The following is a 26,588-nucleotide window of genomic DNA, read 5'->3' on the forward strand; positions in this document are numbered from 1 at the left end:
AGTTGGACGAATGCGGGCTGTGTCAGACCATGCGACGCAACGGCTCGACACCCAGCGCTTCGGCCATGCGTACCAAATCGGCGACCGAGCGAGCGCCGAGTTTCTTCATCATCTGCCCACGATGCACTTTCACGGTGACCTCGCTGAGGTTCAACTCAGCGGCGATCTGCTTGTTCATCAGGCCGGCGATAACGAAGGCCAGCACCTGCCGCTCCCTGGACGTTAGCGTCTCGAAAGCGCTGCGCAATGCCCCGCCGGCCTGTTCACCTGCCAGACGCTCGCGGTCGCGAGCCAGGGCACTGGCCACTGCGTCGAGCATGTCCTGGTCACGGAACGGTTTGGTCAGAAAGTCTACCGCGCCAGCCTTCATCGCTTTGACCGACATGGCAATATCACCATGCCCTGTGATGAATATCACCGGAATATGCACCCCTCCCTGCTCCATCTGTGCATGGAACGCCAGGCCGCTTTCGGCACGCAGACGCACATCGAGCACCAGGCAGCCGGGCACAGCCTTGCGGGGGAAGGCAACAAAGTCCTGGGTGGAAGCAAAACTTTGAACCTGCAAGCCGACCGAACGGAACAGCCCGTCGAGGGCCAGGCGCATGGACTCGTCGTCATCAACGATATACACCACCGGCTCATTCGGGCCGTGTGTGCTCTGTAAGGCCATTTGCGCTCCTTCAGCCGTGACGCCGCGTGCTGTTGGCAGGTTGAAAATCTAGCCTATTGTTGGGCAAGGTTCACAGGTTTGGCCACCGGAAACCGGCAATACCAGACGCAGGTATGGCCCAGCTATACCTAGGTATACTTCTGCCACTTGCGCGACCGGGTATCTTGAAGCAATGGCAAAGGCCGCCAAGAGCAGACCGCGCATGAAGCAGCCCACCGCAACTCTGATTGCCGTTGTCGACGACGACGAGTCCCTGCGCGATGCGCTCGACGGCCTGTTGCGCGCCACCGGCTACCGTGCCCGCACCTTTGCCAGCGGCATTGATTTCCTTGCCTCTGATGGCCCGAGCCAGGCAGGCTGCCTGATCTCCGACATCCAGATGCCCGGCATGTGTGGCGTCGAGCTTTTGACGCAACTACAGGTACGTGGGTTCGACATTCCGGTGATCTTCATCAGCGCCCACCCGGGCCAACGCTCACGCATCACCCCGGGTATGGCAGGCGTAGTCAGCTGTCTGCCAAAACCATTCGAAGCCCAGCAGCTGCTGGACTGCATCGAGACCGCCCTGCACCACTGAACAGTCCCTTCGATACGATCGTATAGCTGCTTACGCCCCATGCGTAATCCACTGCACACCCATGGAGAAGTGTGCGCATCCCTGCCCCTGCATAACATCGACCTACAGCGTCCCGCGAGGGCCGAAGAAAAGAACCTTAACCGTTCAAGACAGGAGCACGATCATGAAACAGCAACTTCTGGTTATTGGCGCAGGATTCGCCGGATTGTGGAGCGCCCTGAGCGCCGCGCGCCTGCTCGATATGCATGGTCGGCAAGACGTGCAAATTACCGTGCTGGCGCCACAGGCTGAACTGCGTATCCGCCCGCGTTTCTATGAGGCCGACGTGCATAGCATGTTCGCCCCGCTCCAGGCGCTCTTCGATGCTGTCGACGTAAACTTCATCAAGGGCTGCGCCGAAAGCATCGACGAGCTGGCCCGCCGCGTCAGCTACCGCGACGAAGCCGGGCAACAGGCGCAATTGGCCTACGACCGCCTGATTCTGGCAAGTGGCAGCCTGCTGTCTCGTCCCCCCGTGCCTGGCCTGAACCAATATAGCTTCGACGTGGATCAGATCGAATCAGCAGCGCGCCTGGAGCAGCACCTGATGGCGCTGGGCAAACGTCCCGCAAGCAGCGCCCGCAATACCGTGGTGGTGTCCGGCGGCGGCTTCACTGGTATCGAAACCGCTACCGAGATGCCTGCACGCTTGCGTGCGGCTCTGGGCGAAGACGCGGAGATCCGGGTGGTCCTTGTCGACCGCGGCGAGCGCATTGGCGCCGCCCTGGGTGAGGGTATCCGGCCTTCGATCATTGAAGCCTCGGATGAACTGGGTATCGAATGGATTGTCGGTGCCACCGTAACTGCAGTGGATGCCAATGGCGTAACGCTGGCTGATGGCCGACATATCGAAAGCCAGACCGTGGTCTGGACTGCCGGCATGCGCGCCAGCCCGCTGACCGAACAACTGACCGGTACCCGTGACCACCAGGGGCGCCTGCATGTGGACGGCAACCTCAAGGTGCGCGGCCTGGACCATGTCTTTGCCGCAGGCGATGTGGCTTATGCAGCCACTGACGAGATCGGCAATTTCGCTGTGATGTCCTGCCAGCATGCCATCAGCCTCGGTCGCCATGCCGGCAATAACGCCGCCGCCGATCTGCTGGGTGTGACACCCACGACTTACCGACAGCCCAAGTACGTGACTTGTCTGGATCTGGGCGCTTGGGGCGCCGTATACAGCGAGGGCTGGGACCGCCAGTTGAAACTGGTGAAAGGCGAAGCCAAGGAGCTCAAGACCCAGATCAACACCGTGTGGATCTACCCGCCGGCAGCCGAGCGCGCCACCGCCCTTGCCTCTGCCGACCCGTCGATTCCAGTGGCTTGAGCCCCGCACGACCTTCCCATCCAGCAGGAGAACGACCATGACAATGCCAATGAACAATGTCGTCCCGATCGAGGCCGAAGAACTGGTGCCCTCGCGCTATGCAGTGAAAGTCGGTGACATCGAGGTGCTGGTGGTGAGCGACGGTGTACTGCCATTGCCCACCGAAACCATGTCGACCAACGCTGACCCAGCCGCCCGCGCAGCTTGGTTCAAGGACATGTTCCTGGGGCCGGAAACCTTCGACTGGGCGCTGAATGTATTGCTGGTGCGCAGCGGCGAGCAGGTCATCCTGGTGGATGCCGGGCTGGGTGGGCAGTTCCCTGGGTTCCCGCGGGCCGGGCTGTTCCCGAAACGGCTGGCGGCGGCCGGCATCGCGCTGGAGTCGATCACCGATATCGTCATCACCCACATGCACATGGATCACATCGGCGGTCTGCTGGTGGATGAGGTGAAGAACCGCTTGCGTGCGGACGTAAAGATCCATGTCACCGCGACAGAAGTAGACTTCTGGGCTGCACCGGACTTTTCGCAAACGGACATGCCTAAACCGGTACCAGATGTGCTGCGGTCTACGGCAAAAGCGTTCATGCAGGCCTACGGCGACAAGATCCGCACCTTTGAGCTGCACCATGAAGTGGCGCCCGGTGTCGTCGCCACCCTTACCGGCGGTCATACCCCGGGGCACTGTGTGGTGTACATCAACTCGAACGGAGAGCAGTTGACCTTCGCCGGAGACGCACTGTTCCCGGTAGCCTTTGACCACCCGGATTGGCACAACGGCTTCGAACACGACCCCGAGGAGTCAGTGCGGGTAAGGATGGCGCTGCTACACGATGCCGCAACCAGTGGCGAACTGTTCGTCGCGACACACTTGCCCTTCCCTTCTGTAGGGCGGGTAGCAGTCGACGGTGAAGGGTTCCGCTGGGTCGCGGGATTCTGGAATTATTGAAAAACATCGTGGTGCTCGACAGCCCCTCACACATAGCAGTGCGTTGCACGAGATGCACTGCTATGTGTGAAGGGGCCGCGGAACTCAAGCCGAACTAGGCCAGCGCAGCTTCCTGCTCCAGCAACGACCAACCGCCATGCCCATCCACCTCAAGCCGATGGGTATGGAACGCCGCCAGCGTGCTACGGTGGCCGACACTGACCAGCAATGCACTCGGCATCTCCGAACGCAACAACGCATACAGGGCATGCTCGAGCCCTTCATCCATCGCCGAGGTGGACTCGTCGAGGAACACCACCTGCGGCCTGTTGAACAGCACCCGGGCAAACGCCAGGCGCTGCTGCTCGCCCACCGAGAGGATGTGTGACCAGTCGCAGCTGACGTCGAGACGCTCGGTGAGGTGGGCCAGGTTGACCTGGCGCAATGCCTGCTGCATCAGCAGTTCATCCTTGGGATGGCTGGCTGCCGGGTAGGCAATGACGGTACGCAAGTCACCCAGCGGCAGGTACGGGCGTTGCGACAGGAACAGTGCCTGATGGCCCGTTGGCCGCCTGACCTTGCCTTCGGCATACGGCCAAAGGCCCGCCAGGGCACGCAGCAGCGTGGTTTTACCACTGCCTGACGGCCCTTTGATCAACAACGCCTGACCGGCGTGCAGGCTCAGGTCCAGGTTGGCGATAAGGGCATGTCCGTCCGGGCGCAGCACCTGTAAGCCCGCGATCTGCAGCGCATGCGCCTGGTCTTCGGTCGTGACGCGCGGCAACGCACTTGCCTGCTGGTTGGCATCCAGAAAGCCAGTGAGGCGGTCAAGGGTCGCGCGGTACTGCGCGAACGCATCGTACGACTCACGGAAGAACGACAGAGAATCCTGCACCTGCCCAAAGGCCTGGGAAGTTTGCATGACATCGCCCAGCTTGATCGCCCCACTGAAGAAGCGCGGCGCCTGAAGAATGAACGGAAACACGACAGCAACCTGACTGACACCCAAGTTGAAGCCACTGAGCTTCAGGTTCCGGTACACCAATGCCCAGACATTCACGATCAAGGAAGCAAAGCGGCCCAGCAACGTGCCCCGCTCGACTTGCGAACCTTGGTAGAAGGCAATGTTCTCGGCGTTCTCACGCAGACGCATCAACGTGTAACGGAAGTTGGCGGTGAGTTTCTCGTTGAGGAAGTTAAGCCGGATCAGCGGGCGCCCTAGTCGGAAGGCCACCCAGGTGGCGGCGATGACATACAGGTACACGGCAAACACCATCGCCCGAGGGATCTCCACCCCGGCCACCGTCAACGGTGCTGACAGCCCCCAGAGGATGCCGGTGAACGCCACAAGCGAAACCAGCGCACTGACTGCGCCCAAGGCAAGGGTGACCGAGTTGGTGACGAAAGCGTTGACGTCCAGTTCGATACGCTGGTCGGGGTTGTCCACCGGCTCGGCAAGGAACTGGCCACGGTAATAGGCATCGCCCTGCATCCAGTCGTGGGTCAGGCGCTCGGTCAGCCAGACCCGCCACTTGATGCTGAATGCCTGACTGACATAGAAGGTGAACAACGAGCGCAGCACATGGATGGTGGCCAGCACCGCGAAAACACCGAGCAAGTACCAGAACGCCGTTTGGTCAAGGCCTTGCAAAGCGCTGTAGAAGCCGTTGTACCAAAACGAGAACAGCACGTTAAGGCGAACCGAAAACAGCGTCAGAACCAACAGCAGTGCGAACACCAGCAACGGCCGCCAACTGCGCCTGAAACTGAAATAGGGCCCGGCAAGCTGCCAGAACTGGCTGCCCCAGCGTGTGCAACGCACCGCCAGAGTCGCGGCTGCAGCGAAGCTGACAAGGGTGATGAACGAGGCAATTGCCAGCCAGCTTAGGCTCTCTTGCAGGGCCTGATGCCAGTTCATTTCCATGGTAAGTATCCGTGCTGAGTATTTCCGCGAGCGTAGCATTACACCGTCATGCCTCAGGTATAAATGACGCACATTTCATGATTTGTAGGAGCAGGTTTACCCGCAAACCCTGTAGGAGCGGGTTTACCCGCGAACACCGGCGAAGCCGGTGTCCTCCACCGAGTTGCCTGCTTCACGGCATGCCCACAGTGATTCAAACAAGCCCTGGCTTTTTTGCCCACAAAGACAAAACCCCTACCTGCATGTGCAGATAGGGGTTTTGCGAAATGAATCTTGACGATGACCTACTCTCACATGGGGAAACCCCACACTACCATCGGCGATGCATCGTTTCACTACTGAGTTCGGGATGGGATCAGGTGGTTCCAATGCTCTATGGTCGTCAAGAAATTCTGTAGCCAGAATGTCCAGATGGACAGCCCAGCGAATCCGGATATGCGATATTTGTGGTCTTACGAATTTTCGGGTCTTTCGTCTTCACCACCACAATCTGCGTAGCAGATTGCTTGGGTGTTATATGGTCAAGCCTCACGGGCAATTAGTATTGGTTAGCTCAACGCCTCACAGCGCTTACACACCCAACCTATCAACGTCGTAGTCTTCGACGGCCCTTTAGGGGATTCAAGATCCCAGTGAGATCTCATCTTGAGGCAAGTTTCCCGCTTAGATGCTTTCAGCGGTTATCTCTTCCGAACATAGCTACCCGGCAATGCCACTGGCGTGACAACCGGAACACCAGAGGTTCGTCCACTCCGGTCCTCTCGTACTAGGAGCAGCCCCTCTCAAATCTCAAACGTCCACGGCAGATAGGGACCGAACTGTCTCACGACGTTCTAAACCCAGCTCGCGTACCACTTTAAATGGCGAACAGCCATACCCTTGGGACCGGCTTCAGCCCCAGGATGTGATGAGCCGACATCGAGGTGCCAAACACCGCCGTCGATATGAACTCTTGGGCGGTATCAGCCTGTTATCCCCGGAGTACCTTTTATCCGTTGAGCGATGGCCCTTCCATACAGAACCACCGGATCACTAAGACCTACTTTCGTACCTGCTCGACGTGTTTGTCTCGCAGTCAAGCGCGCTTTTGCCTTTATACTCTACGACCGATTTCCGACCGGTCTGAGCGCACCTTCGTACTCCTCCGTTACTCTTTGGGAGGAGACCGCCCCAGTCAAACTACCCACCATACACTGTCCTCGATCCGGATAACGGACCTGAGTTAGAACCTCAAAGTTGCCAGGGTGGTATTTCAAGGATGGCTCCATGAGAACTGGCGTCCCCACTTCAAAGCCTCCCACCTATCCTACACAAGCAAATTCAAAGTCCAGTGCAAAGCTATAGTAAAGGTTCACGGGGTCTTTCCGTCTAGCCGCGGATACACTGCATCTTCACAGCGATTTCAATTTCACTGAGTCTCGGGTGGAGACAGCGCCGCCATCGTTACGCCATTCGTGCAGGTCGGAACTTACCCGACAAGGAATTTCGCTACCTTAGGACCGTTATAGTTACGGCCGCCGTTTACCGGGGCTTCGATCAAGAGCTTCGCTTGCGCTAACCCCATCAATTAACCTTCCGGCACCGGGCAGGCGTCACACCCTATACGTCCACTTTCGTGTTTGCAGAGTGCTGTGTTTTTAATAAACAGTCGCAGCGGCCTGGTATCTTCGACCGGCATGGGCTTACGGAGCAAGTCCTTCACCCTCGCCGGCGCACCTTCTCCCGAAGTTACGGTGCCATTTTGCCTAGTTCCTTCACCCGAGTTCTCTCAAGCGCCTTGGTATTCTCTACCTAACCACCTGTGTCGGTTTGGGGTACGGTTCCCAGTTATCTGAAGCTTAGGAGCTTTTCTTGGAAGCATGGTATCAACCACTTCGTCGCCTAAAGGCAACTCGTCATCAGCTCTCGGCCTTGAAATCCCGGATTTGCCTAAGATTTCAGCCTACCACCTTAAACCTGGACAACCAACGCCAGGCTGGCCTAACCTTCTCCGTCCCTCCATCGCAATAACTGGAAGTACAGGAATATTAACCTGTTTTCCATCGACTACGCTTTTCAGCCTCGCCTTAGGGACCGACTAACCCTGCGTCGATTAACGTTGCGCAGGAAACCTTGGTCTTTCGGCGTGCGAGTTTTTCACTCGCATTGTCGTTACTCATGTCAGCATTCGCACTTCTGATACCTCCAGCAAGCTTCTCAACTCACCTTCACAGGCTTACAGAACGCTCCTCTACCGCATCATCATAAGATGATACCCGTAGCTTCGGTGCATGGTTTGAGCCCCGTTACATCTTCCGCGCAGGCCGACTCGACTAGTGAGCTATTACGCTTTCTTTAAAGGGTGGCTGCTTCTAAGCCAACCTCCTAGCTGTCTAAGCCTTCCCACATCGTTTCCCACTTAACCATGACTTTGGGACCTTAGCTGACGGTCTGGGTTGTTTCCCTTTTCACGACGGACGTTAGCACCCGCCGTGTGTCTCCCATGCTCGGCACTTGTAGGTATTCGGAGTTTGCATCGGTTTGGTAAGTCGGGATGACCCCCTAGCCGAAACAGTGCTCTACCCCCTACAGTGATACATGAGGCGCTACCTAAATAGCTTTCGAGGAGAACCAGCTATCTCCGAGCTTGATTAGCCTTTCACTCCGATCCACAGGTCATCCGCTAACTTTTCAACGGTAGTCGGTTCGGTCCTCCAGTCAGTGTTACCTAACCTTCAACCTGCCCATGGATAGATCGCCCGGTTTCGGGTCTATACCCAGCGACTAAACGCCCTATTAAGACTCGCTTTCGCTACGCCTCCCCTATTCGGTTAAGCTCGCCACTGAATATAAGTCGCTGACCCATTATACAAAAGGTACGCAGTCACCTAACAAAGTAGGCTCCCACTGCTTGTACGCATACGGTTTCAGGTTCTATTTCACTCCCCTCTCCGGGGTTCTTTTCGCCTTTCCCTCACGGTACTGGTTCACTATCGGTCAGTCAGTAGTATTTAGCCTTGGAGGATGGTCCCCCCATATTCAGACAAAGTTTCTCGTGCTCCGTCCTACTCGATTTCATTGATAAGAGATTTTCGTGTACGGGGCTATCACCCACTATGGCCGCACTTTCCAGAGCGTTCCACTAATCTCAAATCAACTTAAGGGCTGGTCCCCGTTCGCTCGCCACTACTAAGGGAATCTCGGTTGATTTCTTTTCCTCAGGGTACTTAGATGTTTCAGTTCCCCTGGTTCGCCTCTTGCACCTATGTATTCAGTACAAGATACTCAGCTTATGCTGAGTGGGTTCCCCCATTCAGAGATCTCTGGATCACAGTCTGTTTGCCGACTCCCCAAAGCTTATCGCAGGCTACCACGTCTTTCATCGCCTCTGACTGCCAAGGCATCCACCGTATGCGCTTCTTCACTTGACCATATAACCCCAAGCAATCTGGTTATACTGTGAAGACGACATTCGCCGAAAATTCGTACGTTGCTCTTTCGAGCAGAACTCACAAATTTTACCTTAGCCTGATCCACCAGCAGTGAAACTGGTGTTCAGTCTATATCTATCACATATCCGAATTTTTAAAGAACGATCTGACAAAAGTCAGAAATCAACATTCGATACAAATGCTCATTTCTGAGTTTGATCAAGGTACAGCAAGTGGTGGAGCCAAGCGGGATCGAACCGCTGACCTCCTGCGTGCAAGGCAGGCGCTCTCCCAGCTGAGCTATGGCCCCGCATATTGGTAGGTCTGGGCAGATTTGAACTGCCGACCTCACCCTTATCAGGGGTGCGCTCTAACCAACTGAGCTACAGACCTATATAGGGTCTTGATCGTCTTCGACAATGAATCAAGCAATTCGTGTGGGAGCTCATCAGCAGGCTGATGTCGTCGATTAAGGAGGTGATCCAGCCGCAGGTTCCCCTACGGCTACCTTGTTACGACTTCACCCCAGTCATGAATCACACCGTGGTAACCGTCCTCCCGAAGGTTAGACTAGCTACTTCTGGTGCAACCCACTCCCATGGTGTGACGGGCGGTGTGTACAAGGCCCGGGAACGTATTCACCGCGACATTCTGATTCGCGATTACTAGCGATTCCGACTTCACGCAGTCGAGTTGCAGACTGCGATCCGGACTACGATCGGTTTTGTGAGATTAGCTCCACCTCGCGGCTTGGCAACCCTCTGTACCGACCATTGTAGCACGTGTGTAGCCCAGGCCGTAAGGGCCATGATGACTTGACGTCATCCCCACCTTCCTCCGGTTTGTCACCGGCAGTCTCCTTAGAGTGCCCACCATTACGTGCTGGTAACTAAGGACAAGGGTTGCGCTCGTTACGGGACTTAACCCAACATCTCACGACACGAGCTGACGACAGCCATGCAGCACCTGTGTCAGAGTTCCCGAAGGCACCAATCCATCTCTGGAAAGTTCTCTGCATGTCAAGGCCTGGTAAGGTTCTTCGCGTTGCTTCGAATTAAACCACATGCTCCACCGCTTGTGCGGGCCCCCGTCAATTCATTTGAGTTTTAACCTTGCGGCCGTACTCCCCAGGCGGTCAACTTAATGCGTTAGCTGCGCCACTAAAATCTCAAGGATTCCAACGGCTAGTTGACATCGTTTACGGCGTGGACTACCAGGGTATCTAATCCTGTTTGCTCCCCACGCTTTCGCACCTCAGTGTCAGTATCAGTCCAGGTGGTCGCCTTCGCCACTGGTGTTCCTTCCTATATCTACGCATTTCACCGCTACACAGGAAATTCCACCACCCTCTACCGTACTCTAGCTTGCCAGTTTTGGATGCAGTTCCCAGGTTGAGCCCGGGGCTTTCACATCCAACTTAACAAACCACCTACGCGCGCTTTACGCCCAGTAATTCCGATTAACGCTTGCACCCTCTGTATTACCGCGGCTGCTGGCACAGAGTTAGCCGGTGCTTATTCTGTCGGTAACGTCAAAACAGCAAGGTATTAACTTACTGCCCTTCCTCCCAACTTAAAGTGCTTTACAATCCGAAGACCTTCTTCACACACGCGGCATGGCTGGATCAGGCTTTCGCCCATTGTCCAATATTCCCCACTGCTGCCTCCCGTAGGAGTCTGGACCGTGTCTCAGTTCCAGTGTGACTGATCATCCTCTCAGACCAGTTACGGATCGTCGCCTTGGTGAGCCATTACCCCACCAACTAGCTAATCCGACCTAGGCTCATCTGATAGCGCAAGGCCCGAAGGTCCCCTGCTTTCTCCCGTAGGACGTATGCGGTATTAGCGTTCCTTTCGAAACGTTGTCCCCCACTACCAGGCAGATTCCTAGGCATTACTCACCCGTCCGCCGCTGAATCAAGGAGCAAGCTCCCGTCATCCGCTCGACTTGCATGTGTTAGGCCTGCCGCCAGCGTTCAATCTGAGCCATGATCAAACTCTTCAGTTCAATACTGCTTGGGTTTTTAAGAAACCCTAAACTTGGCTCAGCAATCTCAAATGACTATGTGATTTCTCGCATGGCCACTTGTGATGCTGATAATCTTTTTGACTATCAGTCCGTACTCACAAGCACCCACACGAATTGCTTGATTCGATTTGTTAAAGAGCGTTTGGTTAAGAGCTTTTCGCCTCAACCGAGGCGCGCATTCTACGCCTTCCTCAGAGCCTGTCAAGCGTTTATTTTGAAGTTCTTTGCGAGAAACTCGTTTAGCTTCAAACACTTGACTCAACACAGTGGCTAGCTTTGCTTCGCTACCGCGTTGGAGTGGTGCGCATTATAGGGAGGCCATCGAGAAGGTCAACCTTTAATTTCAATGATTTGAAATATTTCTGGTAAACCCACTTGAGGGCTACCACCCACCCCACCAATTGCGCACTATATTGCTCATCACTTCCCCCGCCCAAGGATTGCCGCACTTAAATGAACACCCAGACCCGCAGCCTGGCCGCCACCCTCTTCCCAATCGGCCTACTGCTTATCGCCATGGCATCGATTCAGTCCGGCGCCTCTCTGGCCAAAAGCATGTTCCCGATCATCGGCGCACAAGGCACCACCACCCTGCGTCTGATTTTTGCCAGCATCATCATGCTACTTATATTGCGCCCGTGGCGGGTACGCATGACCGCCAGCACGTTGCGCAACGTGGTGATCTACGGCATGGCACTGGGCGGCATGAACTTCCTCTTCTATATGGCCCTGCAAACGGTGCCGATCGGTATCGCCGTGGCCCTGGAATTCACCGGCCCACTGGCCGTGGCGATCCTCTCCTCGCGCCGACCGATCGATTTCCTGTGGATTGCCCTGGCCATCGCCGGCCTGCTGCTGTTGCTGCCGGCAGGCCAAAGCGGCCAGGCACTCGACCCACTGGGCGCCGCCTATGCGCTGGGAGCAGGTGTGTGCTGGGCGCTGTACATCCTGTTCGGACAACGCGCAGGCGCCGAGCATGGCATTCAGAGCGCGGCCCTGGGGGTGGTAGTCGCAGCCCTGTTCGTCGCCCCCATCGGTATCGCCCACGCTGGCAGCGCTCTGCTCACACCTGCCGTGATCCCCATGGCGTTGGCCGTTGCAATACTGTCCACCGCCTTGCCATACAGCCTGGAAATGGTTGCCCTGACGCGAATCCCGGCGCGCACGTTCGGCACCCTGATGAGCATCGAACCGGCATTCGGCGCATTGTCCGGGCTGCTGTTCCTCGGTGAGGTGCTGACGCTTACCCAATGGCTTGCGATTCTGGCAATCATTACCGCCTCGGTCGGCACTACCCTGTCCATGCGCAAGGCGCCCAGCCCAGCCATAGCGGCAGACTGATATGAGAAATATTTTCATTTGAGACGGGATTAGTGATTGTAGCAGCCCGTCTCGCTGATTAAGCTGTCACAGAATCATCATCTTTACGCTATCTACTGGGCCGAACACGGACACTGGGGGAAGGTTCAGGAAGAACCAAAGCGACAACGACAGGGTCGAGACAACTGATTTGCCCTGCATTTAAGGACAGGAATGAAACGAATTTTTCTCATCCTGGCCATCTTGGCTATTGCTGGATGTGCCGCCACAGCCAAGACCGAGGTCAAAAGGGGCAAGAAGGGCCTGCATATCAACTGCTCCGGCCTTTCTTCCTCGTGGGACAATTGCTACAGCAAGGCGGCAAGCTCCTGCAGCACGCGCGGCTACCGGGTCATTGCACGCTCGGGCGACAACGATGAAGAAGCGGGTGACTACTTGTTCGGCATCAACCCGGCGGGTTACACCAGCCGTAGCATGATCGTCATCTGTAAATAGAGAAAAGGGCAGCTCGAAAACTGCCCTTTTTCATCTGCCTTACAGCGGTGCAGTACGCTCTTCCATCCAGGCCAGTGCCTCCCCTTGGAGCAAGGGCGCCAGACGCTCACGCACATGGGCGTGATAGCCGTTCAGCCACTCCACCTCTTCCCTGGTCAGCAACTCGGGCAACAGACAGCGGGTGTCGATAGGGCACAGCGTCAAGGTCTCGAAGTGCAGGAAGTCACCGAAGGCACTCTTGCCCGCTTCGCGGTTGACCACCAGGTTCTCGATGCGTACACCCCACTGCCCCGGCCGGTACGTACCCGGTTCGATCGAGCTGATCATGCCCGCTTGCATCGCCGTCTGCGGTGCAGGTGCCGCCTGGTAGGCGATCACTTGAGGCCCCTCGTGCACGTTCATGAAGTAGCCCACCCCGTGACCGGTACCATGACCGTAATCGACCTGATCAGCCCAGATCGGCGCCCGGGCAATGGCGTCGAGCAACGGCGACAACACCCCTCGCGGGAACGTGGCACGCGACAGGGCAATCATGCCCTTGAGCACACGGGTGCAGTCCTGCTTCTGCGCCTGGCTGGGGTTACCGACCGGCACCATGCGGGTGATGTCGGTAGTGCCGCCCAGGTATTGACCGCCCGAGTCGATCAGCAGCAAGCCATTACCCTCGATGAGCGCATGCGACTGCTCGGTGGCACGGTAGTGTGGCATCGCGCCATTGCCATTGAAGGCGGCGATGGTAGAAAAACTCAGCGACACGAAGTTCGGGCGCCGAGCACGCGCGGCACTCAATTGCTCGTCAACCGTCAGCTCGGTAATGATCTCCCGGCCGAGATTCGCCTCGAACCAGGCGAAAAATTCGCACAAGGCCGCACCGTCCTGCTCCATGACCTGGCGAATGTGCACCAGGTCGTCGTCACCCTTGCAAGACTTGCTCAGCGTGGTGGGGTTGAGCCCCTCGACAAGCACCACCTCTGCCGCCAGGTTGTCCAGCAGGCCGCAGGTGACCCGTGCCGGATCCACCAGCAGCCGCGCCCCCGCGGGAACGGTGCCTAGCGCCTTGCCTGCTTCGCTATAGTCACGCACCTCGATGCCGTCGACCTCCAGCACGTGACGCAGGTGCGCGTCCACCTTGTCCTGGCCCACGAACAGGATGGCCTGCTGCTGATTGATCAGGGCAAAGGCCAGGAAAACCGGATTGTAGGAGACATCGCTTCCGCGCAGGTTGAACAGCCAGGCAATGTCGTCCAGAGTCGCGATGAAGTGCCAGTCGGCCCCCTTGGCCTGTATGCCCTGGCGCAATTGCGCGAGCTTTTCCGCCCGGTTCACCGTGGCGTGTGGCGGCAAGTGCTGGTACACCGGGTTACCTGGCAGCGCCGGGCGCCCGTCCCAGACCTGACCCAGCAGGTCCATGTCAGTCACCAGCCGCGCTCCACGCGCCTTCAGCCGCTCACCCAGTTGGCGCGCCGAAGCCAGGGCCATGACCGCGCCATCCACTGCCACGCGACCGTTGCGCTCGACGTTTTCGCCCAACCATTCCAGCGCCCCGGGTTTGCCCGGCAACAGTTTCATCAGTTCGATGCCGCTGCCCTCCAGCTCGTGAGCCGCCTGCTCCCAGTACCGGCTATCGACCCACAGGCCGGCAAACCCGGGGGTGACCACCAACGTACCGACCGAGCCCTGAAACCCCGAAAGCCACTGACGCCCCTGCCAGTAACCGGGCAGGTATTCGGAAAGATGGGGATCGGCAGAGGGTACCAGCAAGGCATCGATGCCCTCTGCCGCCATGGCTTGGCGCACGTGCACCAGTCGCTGCGGCACGCTTTGCTCAAGGGTGGTCTGGACGTTCATGCACTCTCCTGCGGCTTCATAACGGTTAATCCAATAGACCGATAATGGAACAGCCGCCAGAGCGCTGCAATCGCGACGACCAAGATACGGCATGCATTGCCCGCCACGCCCTGTGCCAATAGGAAGCTGCCTACAACAGGACCAGAACCATCGATCAAGTTCCGCTGAACTTCCCCCAGGCATCGGCTTCACACACAGTACATTCATTGCACACAGGCAAATGATCATGCCCAGTGCCATCGAACCGAAAGCCGGGGTGGTGTTGCTTGACGCCCGCGACCATACGCCCGAACACGAGCACGGCGTTCATCTCAAGCTTGCCGATGGCCTGGCCCGTTTGCTGGGATGCCCACATATACATCCCATGCAGCAGCCAGACGCCGCCGAAGCCTACTATTATCTTCCCACCGAGACCCTGATCGACCCCAGGCGATATACCGCCTTGGGTATTCGCAGCGAACAGGACCTGTTTGGCGGTATGGTGCCGTTCCCCTACATGGCGACCAAGGCAATCTCTCACCCGCTGCCAGCAGAGGCCAGCTTCCCGCCGGGCTGGACCAACGACTTTGCCCGACAGGCCAGCGACGCCCTGCTGCGCGGCTACACCGTGTTCAGCAAAGCCGACGCTCACGCTGCCGCACATTTGCTGCTGCTCGATGGCCCACTGAGGGTCAAGCCGGTACTGGCTTGCGCAGGACGCGGGCAACAGGTCATCACCACTGCAGACGCCCTGGAGCCTCTGCTGGTCGGTATGGATGATCAAGCGTTGGCGCTGTGGGGTCTGGTGCTCGAAGAAGACCTGCGCGACGTGCAAACATTCAGCGTCGGCCAGGTGCGCGTCGCCGACCTGACCTGCAGCTACCACGGCACCCAGCAACTGACACGCGACCATCAGGGCACAGAGGTCTACGGCGGTTCTGACCTGGTGGTGGTACGTGGCGACTATCAGGCGCTGCTACAGCTTCCACTGGAAGACCACCTTCGCCTTGCCATCAACCAGGCCATGGTTTACGAACAAGCCGCCGAGCAACACTTCCCGGGCTTTTTCGCCTCACGTCGCAACTATGATATCGCCCGCGGCATCAGCCCTTCAGGCCACCTGCGCAGCGGGGTACTCGAACAATCCTGGCGCCTGGGCGGTGCTAGCAGCGCAGAACTGTTGGCCCTGCAGGCGTTTGCCGATGACCCGGCATTGCAACGGGTGCGTGCCTCCACCCACGAAGTATTCGGCAACCCCGACTTGCCCTCTGACGCCACCCTCTTTTACCAAGGAAACGACAGTGAACTCGGACAACTCAGTAAATTTGCGCGGATTCGTGAACATGGCCATTCAGAGTGAAACCGTTGAGCTGCAGGTCGAGAATGACCGCATTGCCGGCACCTTGGTCAGCCCGGGCACCAAGATGCCGGGCATTCTCTTCGTACACGGCTGGGGTGGCAGCCAACAACGTGACCTGGCGCGCGCCCGGCATATCACAGGACTGGGATGCGTGTGCATGACCTTCGACCTGCGCGGTCACGAAAAGACCGAAAGCCAGCGCCTCACGGTTACCCGTGAACAGAACCTGCAGGACCTGCTAGTGGCTTACGATCGACTGGTCAGCCACCCGGCGGTCGACAGCAGTGCCATCGCCATTATCGGCAGCAGTTATGGCGGTTACCTGGCGACTCTGCTGACCCGCGAACGGCCGGTCAGATGGCTGGCTCTGCGGGTACCCGCCATGTACTGGGACGACGAATGGGGCAACCCGAAACAAACCCTTGACCGTCAACGCCTGAATGCCTATCGCCGGCGCCCCCTGGGCCCGGCCGACAACCGCGCACTGGCAGCGTGCGCCGAATTCGGCGGGGATGTGCTGCTAGTAGAGTCCGAGCAGGATGACTACGTGCCGCACACTACATTGATGAGCTACCGCTCGGCATTTATCAATGCCCACTCGCTCACTCATCGCATCGTCGACGGAGCCGATCATGCACTGTCCAGCGAAGAGAGCCAGAAAGCCTACAGCTCGATCCTGGCGGCATGGATCAGCGAAATGGTCATCGGCGCCCGCCTGGATCGCTACCCGCACTACGCACCTTGGTATGCCTGATGCCCGCCCACCTGGCAATGCAGGACGCCATCGTCACCGCGCACCAGGCTGCGCAGGGCCTGGTAGGCGGCGAAGTTGATGCTTCGGGCCTGATGCTTGCCCAGCAGGTCAAGAAACGACGCCTCGACGAAGTGCACGGCTGCCGCAGCCCAGGCCTGGCGTGACTGCCATTGCAGGTATTGCAACACCCGGCTGCCATCGTCGCTGGCCTGGATACTCACACCCTGCAGCCCTTCGCAACGCGCAGCCAGCGCCTCACTACGCACCACCAGGGCGTGGGCCAATGCCTGCTGGCACATGCTGGGCACTTCGTATTCGATCATCTGGGTGAACCACAAGGCATGAGGTTTTGCCAACATCGACAGTCTCCTGGCTACGGACGCATGCAGCGCGATGCCGTGCAGGGTAAAACCTCAAGTAAAGTCAAGGTCAAGTGGTTTCTACATACCCTGACCGGACACCGCAAACCGTCGCCGATAATCACTCGGGGTAAGGCCGGTGACACGCTGGAACACCTTGCGAAACGCACCCGGGTCCTGGTAGCCGACACCCCACGCGATCTGTTCGACGTTGCGCCGGGTGAACTCCAGCAAACGGCACGCCCGACCTACCCTCACCTGCTGGCAATACTCGGTCGGGCGCAGCCCGGTAGCTGCACGAAAGCGCCGCAAGAAAGTGCGCTCCTCCAGCCCCGCGCAGGCAGCCATTGTGCTCAGGTCGGCATCCTGCCCGCCATTGCCCTGCAACCAGTGCTGCACCTTCAACACGGCCTCGTCGCCGTGGTCTAGGCGCGGGCTGAAGACAACTCCGGGCAGCGGCGCCGCGACCGGATCGACCGCCAGATAGCGGGCGGTCTCCTGTGCCACCGTTGCCCCCACAAAGCGCTCCAGCAGACGCAAGCCCAAGTCAGTCCAGGCCATCAACCCCGCCGAGGTCACGATGTCGCCGTCATCCAGCAATGGCTGCTGGGCCTCTACCCGCACCTTGGGGAAGCGCTGGGCAAGCGCATGCACATAGTTCCAGTGCGTGCAGGCCGGGCGCCCATCGAGCAAACCGCTGGCAGCAATGAAAAATACCCCGATACATACCGACGCCAGCACCGTACCACGCCCGTGCATCAGACACAGCGACGCACGGTGACGCTCCAGCAACTCAGCTTGCGGAGCCGACTCCAGGCTTGGCGGAATGATCAGTACGCGCAAGCCCGATGCGGCGACAGCAGAGCTATCCGATGCTGGCAACAACTGCCCTGCCTCATCTGCCTGCCAGCAACTGACCCGAATGTGCGGCAGCTCGACGGCCCCCAGTTCGGCCGCAACCCGGTTGGCCACCAGGAACAGGTCGGCCAGGCCATGCACAGCGGCGCGCTGGACGCCGGGGTACAGCAGCAAGCCGATATCGAGGTTGGCTGAGGTGTCAGTTTTTGCCCGCATAGTGTCGTTCGCGCCAATCCTCAGGTAAGTGAACACAGCCTATAACTAACGTCTCTCGACGACTACTGCCACAGGAGGCAGCATGAACAAGCAGGCACTGATCATCATCGACATCCAGAACGACTACTTCCCGGGCGGCAAATGGACCCTCGATGGCGCCGACCAGGCGGCCGACAACGCTGCCCGCTTACTGGCAGCAGCACGCCAGCGCGGCGATCTGGTGGTGCATGTGCGGCATGAGTTCGACACTGCCGATGCACCATTCTTTACCCCCGGTTCGCAAGGCGCGGCCATCCACGCCAAGGTCGAGCCATTACCGGGGGAGCCCGTGGTGCTCAAGCACAAGGTCAATGCCTTCCTCGGCACCGATCTCGAGCACACGCTGGACCGGCATGGCGTCGAGGCGCTGACCATCGTCGGCAGCATGAGCCACATGTGCATTGACGCCGCCACCCGGGCTGCGGCCGACCTGGGCTATCAAGTGACCGTGGCGCACGATGCCTGCGCAACCCTGCCACTGGCGTTCGACGGCAAACAGGTGCCGGCGGCTCATGTGCATGACTCGGCGATGGCGGCGTTGGCGTTTGCCTATGCCAATGTGGTGAAGACCGATGAGCTGCTGAAAAACTGATCGGCTTGAGACCTGTTGAGGCTGCACAGCAGCCCCAACACCTGCACACTCAAATCACCACATTGCGCACAAACCGCACAGCCGTCACGCCATCGTTGCGGTAGGCATACCGGCAATTGCTGGGGAACACATGGAACCGCCCCGCCTGCAAGCGATGCTCGATATCTTCGATGATCAGCGTCAGTTGCCCATCGACCACATAAATCTGCTCACTCCATCCTTCGGCATCGGCCTCACTGCAATAGCACTCCCCCGGTGCCAGGGTCCACTCCCAAAGTTCCACCTCGCGCCTTGCCGGGCTGGTGCCCAGCAACACCGCTCTGCTCTGGGGGTGTTCGCCAGCCCAGGCCAGCTCTTCAATGCGCCCGGGGTCGCGCAGGTCTGGCGCCTGGATCAAAGTACTGAAGGCCACGCCCAAGGCTTCGGCAATCCGGTCCAATGTGGTCAGGCTGACATTCTTCTCGCCCGCCTCGATCGCGACCAGCATGCGCCGGCTGACCCCTGAACGCTCGGCGAGCGCCGCCTGACTCAAGCCGGCGGCGTTGCGCAGACTGCGCACATTGAGGCTGACATGTTGCAGCACCGATGCCCGGTGCGAAGAATCCTTGTGCACTATATTGCTCACTGATCAAGATTGCGCAGTATACTGCCCACTTTTGCGGCGATTGTGCGCCGCCCTTTCCGAGTGTGCAAGACCATGAACCAGCCCAGCAGCAAGCCTACCCCTGCCGTCACCTTCCGCCTGAGCAAGGCCGAACTGGTGCTGGTATTCATCACCATGTTGTGGGGCGGCACTTTCCTGCTGGTGCATAACGTGATGACCGTCAGCGGCCCGATGTTCTTCGTCGGCCTGCGCTTTGCAGCAGCCGCGCTGTTCGTTGGCGTGGTCTCGGCGCGAGCGCTGCCCGGCCTGACCTTCACCGAGCTGAAGGCCGGCATGCTGATCGGCGTGTCGATCATGCTCGGCTATGGCCTGCAGACCATGGGCCTGCAAACCATCAGCAGCAGCCAGTCAGCGTTCATCACTGCGTTGTACGTGCCGTTTGTGCCGCTGCTGCAGTGGCTGGTGCTGGGCCGGCGGCCCGGCCTGATGCCCAGCATGGGTATCTGCCTTGCATTCATCGGTCTGATGCTGCTGGCCGGCCCGGAAGGCGGCAGTCTGCGTTTCAGCGAGGGCGAACTGGTCACCTTGGTCAGCGCCGTGGCCATCGCCGGTGAAATCATCCTGATCAGCCGCTACGCCGGCCAGGTCGATGTGCGCCGGGTGACTGTGGTGCAACTTGCCACCGCATCGCTGCTGGCGTTTCTGATGATCGTGCCGACCCAGGAGCGCATCCCCGACTTTTCCTGGCTTCTGCTGGCCAGCGCAGTCGGCCTGGGCGCAATGAGTGCGGTGATTCAAGTGGCGATGAACTGGGCCCAGAAGTCGGTCTCGCCTACCCGCGCCACGCTCATCTATGCCGGTGAACCGGTGTGGGCCGGCATCGTCGGGCGCCTGGCCGGCGAGCGCCTGCCGGGCGTTGCGCTGCTCGGCGGCCTGCTGATCGTGGTCGCGGTGGTGGTCAGTGAACTCAAGGTGCGGCGCCCTCGCGAAAGCGTCGAAGCACGCGATGTGCAGCATCAAGGCGAACGTCAGGCCGGGCTGTGAAAGGGTCAACAGCGGCTATTCTTTGTAAAGAACTGTTATAAAAAAACCGCTTGTCACAGCCTGTTTGTAGGATTCTGCGACAGCTTGCGTGTTGGTGATAAACACCTCGGCACGTATGATTCTTTGCAAACTTCTCCAGAATAGGCCGCTATGTCCTTGATAGTGCTATTGCTTCTGCCGTTCTTGGGCAGTTGCCTGGCAGCTGTGCTGCCGCACAACGCACGTAACGCCGAGTCCATTCTTGCCGGGCTCGTAGCCCTGGTCGGTACCGTCCAGGTAGCACTTCTGTACCCTCAGATTGCCCATGGTGGCGTCATTCGCGAAGAGTTCCTGTGGCTACCCAGCCTGGGGATGAACCTGGTCTTGCGCATGGACGGCTTTGCCTGGCTGTTCTCGTTGCTGGTACTGGGCATTGGCACACTGGTATCGCTGTATGCCCGCTACTACATGTCGCCGCAAGACCCGGTGCCACGCTTCTTCGCGTTCTTCCTGGCCTTCATGGGCGCCATGCTCGGTCTGGTCATCTCCGGCAACCTGATCCAGCTGGTGTTCTTCTGGGAACTGACCAGCCTGTTCTCCTTCCTGCTGATTGGCTACTGGCACCACCGCGCCGATGCCCGTCGCGGCGCCTACATGGCGCTGATGGTAACCGGCGCAGGCGGCTTGTGCCTGCTGGTAGGGGCACTGCTGCTCGGCCATGTGGTCGGCAGCTACGACCTGGACAAGGTCCTGGCTGCCGGTCACATCATCCGCCAGCATGCGCTTTACCCGGTGCTGCTGCCCCTGATCCTCATCGGCGCCCTGACCAAGAGCGCACAGTTCCCCTTCCAGTTCTGGCTGCCCCACGCCATGGCAGCGCCCACGCCGGTGTCGGCCTATTTACACTCTGCCACCATGGTCAAGGCCGGGGTGTTCCTGCTGGCACGCCTGTGGCCGGTACTTTCCGGTAGCGAGGAGTGGTTCTGGATCGTCGGCGGTGCCGGTGCCCTCACCCTGCTGCTCGGCGCATTCGCCGCCATGTTCCAGAATGACCTCAAGGGCCTGCTGGCCTATTCGACCATCAGCCACCTGGGCCTGATTACCCTGCTGCTTGGCCTGAACAGCCCGCTGGCTGCCGTTGCCGCGGTATTCCACATTCTCAACCATGCCACCTTCAAGGCCTCGCTGTTCATGGCCGCCGGCATCATCGACCACGAGAGCGGCACCCGTGACATTCGCCGCCTCAGCGGCCTCGTCCGCCTGGTGCCCTATACCGCGACCCTGGCGATGGTCGCCAGCGCCTCGATGGCCGGCGTACCGCTGATGAACGGCTTCCTGTCGAAGGAAATGTTCTTCGCCGAGACGGTGTTCATCAGTTCTACCGCCTGGGTCGAGGCCACGCTGCCGGTAATCGCCACCCTGGCTGGCACCTTCAGCGTGGCCTATGCCCTGCGCTTTACCGTCGATGTGTTCTTCGGGCCGACGGCTCAGGACCTGCCCCATACCCCGCACGAGCCGCCACGCTGGATGCGTGCTCCAGTCGAGTTGCTGGTGCTCACCTGCCTGGTAGTGGGCATCTTCCCCGCCCAGTCGGTCGGCCCCCTGTTGGCCGCTGCAGCCCTGCCGGTGGTTGGCGGTACCCTGCCCGAGTACAGCCTGGCCATCTGGCATGGCTGGAACGCACCGATGGTCATGAGCCTGGTAGCCATGAGCGGCGGCATCGTCCTGTACCTGCTGCTGCGCAAGCAACTGCGCCTGGGCCGCTTCCCCTCCCCCCCCGTGATCGAGCGTTTCAATGGCAAGCGGCTGTTCGAGCATGGCCAGGTTCATCTGATGCTGCTGGCGCGTCGCCTCGAGCGCTTGCTCACCACCCGGCGCCTGCAGTCGCAGCTATTCATGCTGGTATTCGCCGCGTTCCTCGCGGGCCTCACGCCTATGTTCTATAGCGGCCTGAGCTGGGGTGACCGCCCGAAGATTCCGGGTTCGGGCGTGTTCGTCGCCCTGTGGTTGATCGCGATTGCCTGCGCCATCGGCGCCGCTTATCAAGCCAAGTACCACCGTCTGGCGGCCCTGATCATGGTCAGCGTCTGCGGCCTGATGACCTGCATTACCTTCGTCTGGTTCTCTGCGCCGGACCTGGCGCTGACCCAGCTGGTGGTGGAAGTGGTCACCACCGTGCTGATCCTGCTCGGCCTGCGTTGGCTGCCTAGGCGTATCGAAGGCGTGTCACCGCTGCCTGGCAGCCTGGAGCGCGCGCGCATGCGCCGCCTGCGCGACTTGCTGCTGGCCGTGCTGGTGGGTGGCGGCATGGCCGTGCTGTCGTACGCCATGCTGACCCGACCGACGCCCAACGACATTTCCTCGTTCTACTTGAGCCGGGCATTGCCTCAGGGCGGCGGCACCAATGTGGTCAATGTCATGCTGGTCGACTTCCGCGGCTTCGATACCCTCGGTGAAATCACCGTACTGGTGGCTGTGGCACTGACTGTGTTCGCCCTGCTGCGGCGCTTCCGCCCTCCGAAAGAGAGCATGCAGTTGCCAGCGCAACAGCGCCAGTTGGCGCCGGACGTGGTCACCGACCTGATCAACCCGCGGCATGCCACCGATACCGCGCTGGGGTTCATGATGGTGCCTGCAGCACTGGTGCGCCTGCTGCTGCCGATCGCCTTGCTGGTGTCGATGTACCTGTTCATGCGCGGGCACAACCAGCCCGGTGGCGGGTTTGTCGCTGGCCTGGTGATGTCGGTGGCGTTCATCCTCCAGTACATGGTGGCCGGCACCCAGTGGGTCGAAGCACAGATGAGCCTGCGGCCGCTACGCTGGATGGGTACCGGGCTGCTGTGCGCGACCCTGACCGGTGTCGGCGCCATGCTGCTGGGTTATCCGTTCCTCACCACCCATACCGCCCACTTGCACCTGCCACTGCTGGGTGATGTACACGTGGCCAGCGCGCTGTTCTTCGATATCGGCGTGTACACCGTTGTGGTCGGCTCGACCCTGCTGATCCTCACGGCCCTGGCGCACCAGTCGGTGCGCGCCTACCGCCCGGGCAACCCGGCAAAAACCAGCCAAGCAGGAGCCGCCTGATGGAAGAAGTGATTGCAGTCGCCATCGGCGTACTGGCTGCCTCCGGAGTGTGGCTGATCCTGCGCCCGCGTACCTATCAGGTGATCATGGGCCTGTGCCTGCTTTCGTACGGGGTCAACCTGTTCATCTTCAGCATGGGCAGCCTGTTCATCGGCAAGGAACCGATCATCAAGGATGGCGTTACCCAGGACCTGCTGCACTACACCGACCCGCTGCCGCAGGCACTGGTGCTCACCGCCATCGTCATCAGTTTCGCCATGACCGCGCTGTTCCTGGTGGTGCTGCTGGCCTCGCGCGGCCTGACCGGTACCGACCACGTGGATGGCCGGGAGCGTGACGAATGAGTGGTATGAGCCAACTGATTGTCGCCCCCATCCTGCTGCCGCTGATTACAGCGGCGATCATGTTGCTGCTGGGTGAAAAGCACAGGCATATCAAGGCCAGTCTGAACCTGCTGTCAACCTTCACCGGCCTGGCAATCGCGGTCTCTCTGCTGCTGTGGGTGCGCACCCAGGGCCAGGCAGCATCGATCGGCGTGTACCTGCCGGGCAACTGGCCAGCGCCGTTTGGCATCGTGCTGGTGGTGGACCACCTGTCCGCGCTCTTGCTGAGCCTGACCGGGGTCATCGGTTTCAGCGCCCTGCTGTTTGCCCGTGCCCGCTGGGACGGTGCAGGGGCCAGCTTCCATGCACTGTTCCAGATTCAGCTGATGGGGCTGTATGGCGCCTTCCTCACCGCCGACCTGTTCAACCTGTTCGTCTTCTTCGAAGTGCTGCTGGCCGCCTCCTATGGCTTGCTGCTGCATGGTTCGGGGCGTGCGCGGGTGCGCGCCGGCCTGCACTACATCGCCATCAACCTGTTTGCCTCGTCGCTGTTCCTGATCGGCGCAGCGATGCTGTATGGCGTAACTGGCACCCTGAACATGGCTGACCTAGCGCTGAAGGTTCCACTGGTACCGGAAGCCGACCGTGGCCTGCTGCATGCCGGTGCGGCAATCCTGGCCGTGGCCTTCCTGGTCAAGGCCGGTATCTGGCCACTGAACTTCTGGCTGGTGCCAGCTTACGCGTCAGCCAGCGCACCGGTGGCTGCATTGTTCGCCATCATGACCAAAGTCGGCCTGTACGCCGTGCTGCGCCTGTGGACGCTGCTGTTCTCCGGGCAGGCCGGGGCCTCTGCGCATTTCGGCGGCGAATGGCTGATTTACGGCGGACTGGTTACCCTGGCGGTGGCAGCGGTATCAATCCTGGCGGCACAGCGCCTGGAACGTATGGCGGCACTCAGTATCCTGGTCTCGGCCGGCACCCTGCTTGGCGCGGTGGGTTTTGCTCAGGCGGCACTGACCGGCGCGGCGCTGTTCTACCTGGTCAACTCGACCCTTGCGCTGTGTGCACTGTTCCTGCTCGCCGAACTGGTCGAGCGCTCGCGCTCGGCCAATGAAGCGCCGCTGGACGAAGAAGAAGACGCCATGCCCCCGCCACTGGAATCGCTGCACCCGCCCAAGGGCATCAACCTCGACGATGAACAGCAGGTGGTAATCGGCCAGATCATCCCGTGGACCATGGCCTTCCTCGGCCTCAGCTTCATCGCCTGCGCACTGCTGATCATCGGCATGCCGCCACTGTCAGGCTTTGTCGGCAAGCTCAACCTGATCAGCGCGCTGTTCAATCCACTGGGCCTGGGCGTGCCGGCCGAGCAGCCGCTGAGTGCCGCCGGCTGGGGCCTGGTAGCGTTGCTGATCCTGTCCGGCATGGCCTCGCTGATCGCCTTCGGCCGCGTCGGCATCCAGCGTTTCTGGAAGCCCGAAGAGCGCCCGTCACCGGTGCTGCGGCGCTATGAATGCCTGCCCATCGTCATCCTGCTCGGCCTGTGCCTCATCCTCAGCCTCAAAGCCGAGCCGTTGCTGCGCTACACCCAGGACACTGCCGCCAGCCTGCAGGCCCCCGATACCTATATCGAAGCCGTGATGGCCGCCCGGCCGATTCCTGGCCCCACCTCGCGCGACGTACAGGTGCAGCCATGAACCGACTGCTCCCCGCCCCACTGCTATCGGTCTCGCTGTTCGGCCTGTGGCTGCTGCTGAACCTCTCGGTCAGCCCCGGCAACCTGTTGCTGGGCGCCGCACTTGGCATACTGGCGCCACTGTTGATGGCGCCCCTGCGCCCGCAGCATGCCCACGTACGGCGCCCCCTGGTCATCGCCCGGCTGATCGGTCGGGTCGGCATCGATGTGATCATCTCCAACCTGCTGGTGGCCCGTGGTGTGCTGCGGGCCGGCAAGCAGCCGCTACGCTCGGCGTTCGTTCACATACCACTGGCATTGCGTGACCCCCACGGCCTGGCAGCGCTGTCGATGATCACTACGGTGGTGCCTGGCACAGTCTGGTCCGAACTGGCACTGGACCGCAGTGTGCTGTTGGTGCATGTGTTTGAGCTGGACGATGAAGCGGCCTTCATACAGCACTTCAAGGACACTTACGAACGCCCGCTGATGGAGATTTTCCAATGACAGGCCTGCTCGCCAATGCCGTCCTCGCCAGCCTGTTCATCTTCGCCCTGGCCATGGGCCTGACGCTGATCCGGCTGTTCCGTGGCCCCTCCGCCCAAGACCGCGTGCTGGCCCTGGACTACCTTTACATCCTGGCCATGCTCACCATGCTGGTGCTGGGTATCCGTTATGCCAGTGACACCTACTTCGAAGGTGCCCTGCTGATTGCGCTGTTTGGTTTCGTCGGCTCGTTTGCCCTGGCCAAGTTTCTGCTGCGCGGAGAGGTGATCGAATGACTGAAGCCCTGGTACTGCCGTTCTGGCTGGAACTGGTCACGGCCGCGCTGCTGCTCACCGGCAGCCTGTTCGCCCTGGTCGGCGCCATAGGCCTGGTACGCCTGAAAGACTACTTCCAGCGCATGCACCCGCCAGCGCTGGCCTCGACCCTTGGCGCCTGGTGCGTTGCACTGGCCTCGATCATCTACTTTTCGTGGCTCAAGGGCACCCCTGTGCTGCACGCGTGGCTGATTCCTATCCTGCTGTCGATCACCGTGCCGATCACCACGCTGTTGCTGGCACGGGCGGCACTGTTCCGCAAGCGCATGGCGAAAGAGCCGGTGCCTGAAGAAGTCAGCAGCGGCCGAGACCGTGGCAATTGAAGGTTT

Annotated in this window: 21 protein-coding genes, 2 tRNA genes and 3 rRNA genes; 15 read left to right on the forward strand and 11 right to left on the reverse strand. The window is 59.9% G+C overall.

The features are described 5' to 3' along the window. Nucleotides 1-22: 22 nt before the first annotated feature. Nucleotides 23-673 (reverse strand): response regulator, encoded by a 651-nt coding sequence (locus GST84_17510; protein XGB14031.1) that lies wholly within the window; start codon nucleotides 671-673, stop codon nucleotides 23-25. Between the two features lie 202 nt (nucleotides 674-875). On the opposite strand from GST84_17510, the gene GST84_17515 reads away from it, so the two are divergent. The 3 genes from GST84_17515 (at nucleotide 876) to GST84_17525 (ending at nucleotide 3,565) form a co-directional block, all read left to right on the forward strand. Beyond that, entirely contained in the window at nucleotides 876-1,250 is a 375-nt protein-coding gene (locus GST84_17515; protein XGB14032.1) for a response regulator, read from the forward strand. Between the two features lie 163 nt (nucleotides 1,251-1,413). Beyond that, a complete protein-coding gene (locus GST84_17520) occupies nucleotides 1,414-2,616 on the forward strand; it encodes an FAD-dependent oxidoreductase (GenBank protein XGB14033.1) in 1,203 nt (400 codons plus the stop codon). A 37-nt stretch (nucleotides 2,617-2,653) separates the two neighbouring features. After that, the gene (locus GST84_17525) at nucleotides 2,654-3,565 is read left to right on the forward strand and encodes an MBL fold metallo-hydrolase (protein ID XGB14034.1); all 912 of its coding nucleotides are present in this window, start codon (nucleotides 2,654-2,656) and stop codon (nucleotides 3,563-3,565) included. 94 nt (nucleotides 3,566-3,659) lie between these two features. Here GST84_17525 and GST84_17530 read toward each other — a convergent pair whose 3' ends face one another. The 6 genes from GST84_17530 to GST84_17555 form a co-directional block, all read right to left on the reverse strand. Beyond that, nucleotides 3,660-5,468 (reverse strand): ATP-binding cassette domain-containing protein, encoded by a 1,809-nt coding sequence (locus tag GST84_17530; protein XGB14035.1) that lies wholly within the window; start codon nucleotides 5,466-5,468, stop codon nucleotides 3,660-3,662. A 271-nt stretch (nucleotides 5,469-5,739) separates the two neighbouring features. Further along, nucleotides 5,740-5,855 (reverse strand): 5S ribosomal RNA (gene rrf, locus GST84_17535). Between the two features lie 116 nt (nucleotides 5,856-5,971). Further along, a 23S ribosomal RNA gene (locus GST84_17540) occupies nucleotides 5,972-8,885 on the reverse strand. 227 nt (nucleotides 8,886-9,112) lie between these two features. Continuing rightward, nucleotides 9,113-9,188, reverse strand: a tRNA-Ala gene (locus tag GST84_17545). Between the two features lie 6 nt (nucleotides 9,189-9,194). Next, nucleotides 9,195-9,271: transfer RNA gene (locus GST84_17550), tRNA-Ile, on the reverse strand. Between the two features lie 76 nt (nucleotides 9,272-9,347). Then, nucleotides 9,348-10,885 (reverse strand): 16S ribosomal RNA (locus tag GST84_17555). Together the 16S, 23S and 5S rRNA genes with 2 tRNA genes alongside form the textbook arrangement of a ribosomal RNA operon. Nucleotides 10,886-11,359: 474 nt before the next feature. Between GST84_17555 and rhtA the strand changes: the two genes are divergently transcribed. Both rhtA and GST84_17565 read left to right on the forward strand, forming a co-directional pair. Continuing rightward, nucleotides 11,360-12,247, forward strand: a complete 888-nt coding sequence (gene rhtA, locus GST84_17560; protein XGB14036.1) for a threonine/homoserine exporter RhtA — start codon at nucleotides 11,360-11,362, stop codon at nucleotides 12,245-12,247. A 192-nt stretch (nucleotides 12,248-12,439) separates the two neighbouring features. Further along, nucleotides 12,440-12,721 (forward strand): hypothetical protein, encoded by a 282-nt coding sequence (locus tag GST84_17565; GenBank protein ID XGB14037.1) that lies wholly within the window; start codon nucleotides 12,440-12,442, stop codon nucleotides 12,719-12,721. Nucleotides 12,722-12,760: 39 nt separating this feature from the next. Here the strand turns inward: GST84_17565 and GST84_17570 are convergent, their stop codons facing one another. After that, a complete protein-coding gene (locus tag GST84_17570) occupies nucleotides 12,761-14,569 on the reverse strand; it encodes a M24 family metallopeptidase (GenBank protein XGB14038.1) in 1,809 nt (602 codons plus the stop codon). A gap of 220 nt (nucleotides 14,570-14,789) precedes the next feature. Here GST84_17570 and GST84_17575 point away from each other — a divergent pair, with 220 nt between their 5' ends. Both GST84_17575 and GST84_17580 read left to right on the forward strand, forming a co-directional pair. Beyond that, a complete protein-coding gene (locus tag GST84_17575; GenBank protein ID XGB14039.1) occupies nucleotides 14,790-15,908 on the forward strand; it encodes a DUF3182 family protein in 1,119 nt (372 codons plus the stop codon). Next, on the forward strand, nucleotides 15,892-16,662 hold the full coding sequence (locus GST84_17580; protein XGB14040.1) for an alpha/beta fold hydrolase: 771 nt from the start codon (nucleotides 15,892-15,894) through the stop codon (nucleotides 16,660-16,662). Before GST84_17575 ends, GST84_17580 begins: the two co-directional genes overlap by 17 nt. Here the strand turns inward: GST84_17580 and GST84_17585 are convergent. Beyond that, complete coding sequence (locus GST84_17585) at nucleotides 16,641-17,021, reverse strand: antibiotic biosynthesis monooxygenase (protein ID XGB14041.1); 381 nt, start codon at nucleotides 17,019-17,021, stop codon at nucleotides 16,641-16,643. The genes GST84_17580 and GST84_17585 overlap by 22 nt on opposite strands. 81 nt (nucleotides 17,022-17,102) lie before the next feature. After that, entirely contained in the window at nucleotides 17,103-18,095 is a 993-nt protein-coding gene (locus tag GST84_17590) for a helix-turn-helix domain-containing protein (protein XGB14042.1), read from the reverse strand. An 82-nt stretch (nucleotides 18,096-18,177) separates the two neighbouring features. Between GST84_17590 and GST84_17595 the strand changes: the two genes are divergently transcribed. Beyond that, nucleotides 18,178-18,726, forward strand: coding sequence for an isochorismatase family protein (locus GST84_17595; protein XGB14043.1), 549 nt, complete (start codon nucleotides 18,178-18,180; stop codon nucleotides 18,724-18,726). Nucleotides 18,727-18,775: 49 nt separating this feature from the next. Here GST84_17595 and GST84_17600 read toward each other — a convergent pair whose 3' ends face one another. After that, the gene (locus GST84_17600) at nucleotides 18,776-19,339 is read right to left on the reverse strand and encodes a helix-turn-helix domain-containing protein (protein ID XGB14044.1); all 564 of its coding nucleotides are present in this window, start codon (nucleotides 19,337-19,339) and stop codon (nucleotides 18,776-18,778) included. An 84-nt stretch (nucleotides 19,340-19,423) separates the two neighbouring features. Here GST84_17600 and GST84_17605 point away from each other — a divergent pair, with 84 nt between their 5' ends. The 7 genes from GST84_17605 to GST84_17635 all read left to right on the forward strand — a co-directional run bounded on the left by GST84_17605 (nucleotide 19,424) and on the right by GST84_17635 (nucleotide 26,582). Then, complete coding sequence (locus tag GST84_17605; protein ID XGB14045.1) at nucleotides 19,424-20,374, forward strand: EamA family transporter; 951 nt, start codon at nucleotides 19,424-19,426, stop codon at nucleotides 20,372-20,374. Between the two features lie 150 nt (nucleotides 20,375-20,524). Continuing rightward, nucleotides 20,525-23,440, forward strand: a complete 2,916-nt coding sequence (locus GST84_17610; GenBank protein ID XGB14046.1) for a monovalent cation/H+ antiporter subunit A — start codon at nucleotides 20,525-20,527, stop codon at nucleotides 23,438-23,440. Then, a complete protein-coding gene (locus tag GST84_17615) occupies nucleotides 23,440-23,784 on the forward strand; it encodes a Na+/H+ antiporter subunit C (protein XGB14047.1) in 345 nt (114 codons plus the stop codon). The genes GST84_17610 and GST84_17615 overlap by 1 nt, the downstream gene beginning before the upstream one ends. Further along, nucleotides 23,781-25,460: a monovalent cation/H+ antiporter subunit D gene (locus GST84_17620; GenBank protein XGB14048.1), complete on the forward strand. Its 1,680-nt coding sequence runs from the start codon at nucleotides 23,781-23,783 to the stop codon at nucleotides 25,458-25,460. Before GST84_17615 ends, GST84_17620 begins: the two co-directional genes overlap by 4 nt. Beyond that, nucleotides 25,457-25,945: a Na+/H+ antiporter subunit E gene (locus GST84_17625; GenBank protein ID XGB14049.1), complete on the forward strand. Its 489-nt coding sequence runs from the start codon at nucleotides 25,457-25,459 to the stop codon at nucleotides 25,943-25,945. The genes GST84_17620 and GST84_17625 overlap by 4 nt, the downstream gene beginning before the upstream one ends. Then, on the forward strand, nucleotides 25,942-26,220 hold the full coding sequence (locus GST84_17630) for a K+/H+ antiporter subunit F (protein XGB14050.1): 279 nt from the start codon (nucleotides 25,942-25,944) through the stop codon (nucleotides 26,218-26,220). The genes GST84_17625 and GST84_17630 overlap by 4 nt, the downstream gene beginning before the upstream one ends. Further along, nucleotides 26,217-26,582, forward strand: coding sequence for a Na+/H+ antiporter subunit G (locus GST84_17635; GenBank protein ID XGB14051.1), 366 nt, complete (start codon nucleotides 26,217-26,219; stop codon nucleotides 26,580-26,582). Before GST84_17630 ends, GST84_17635 begins: the two co-directional genes overlap by 4 nt. Nucleotides 26,583-26,588: the final 6 nt, after the last annotated feature.

It is taken from the genome of Pseudomonas putida (assembly GCA_041879295.1).
GTDB classification, from domain to species: domain Bacteria; phylum Pseudomonadota; class Gammaproteobacteria; order Pseudomonadales; family Pseudomonadaceae; genus Aquipseudomonas; species Aquipseudomonas putida_Y.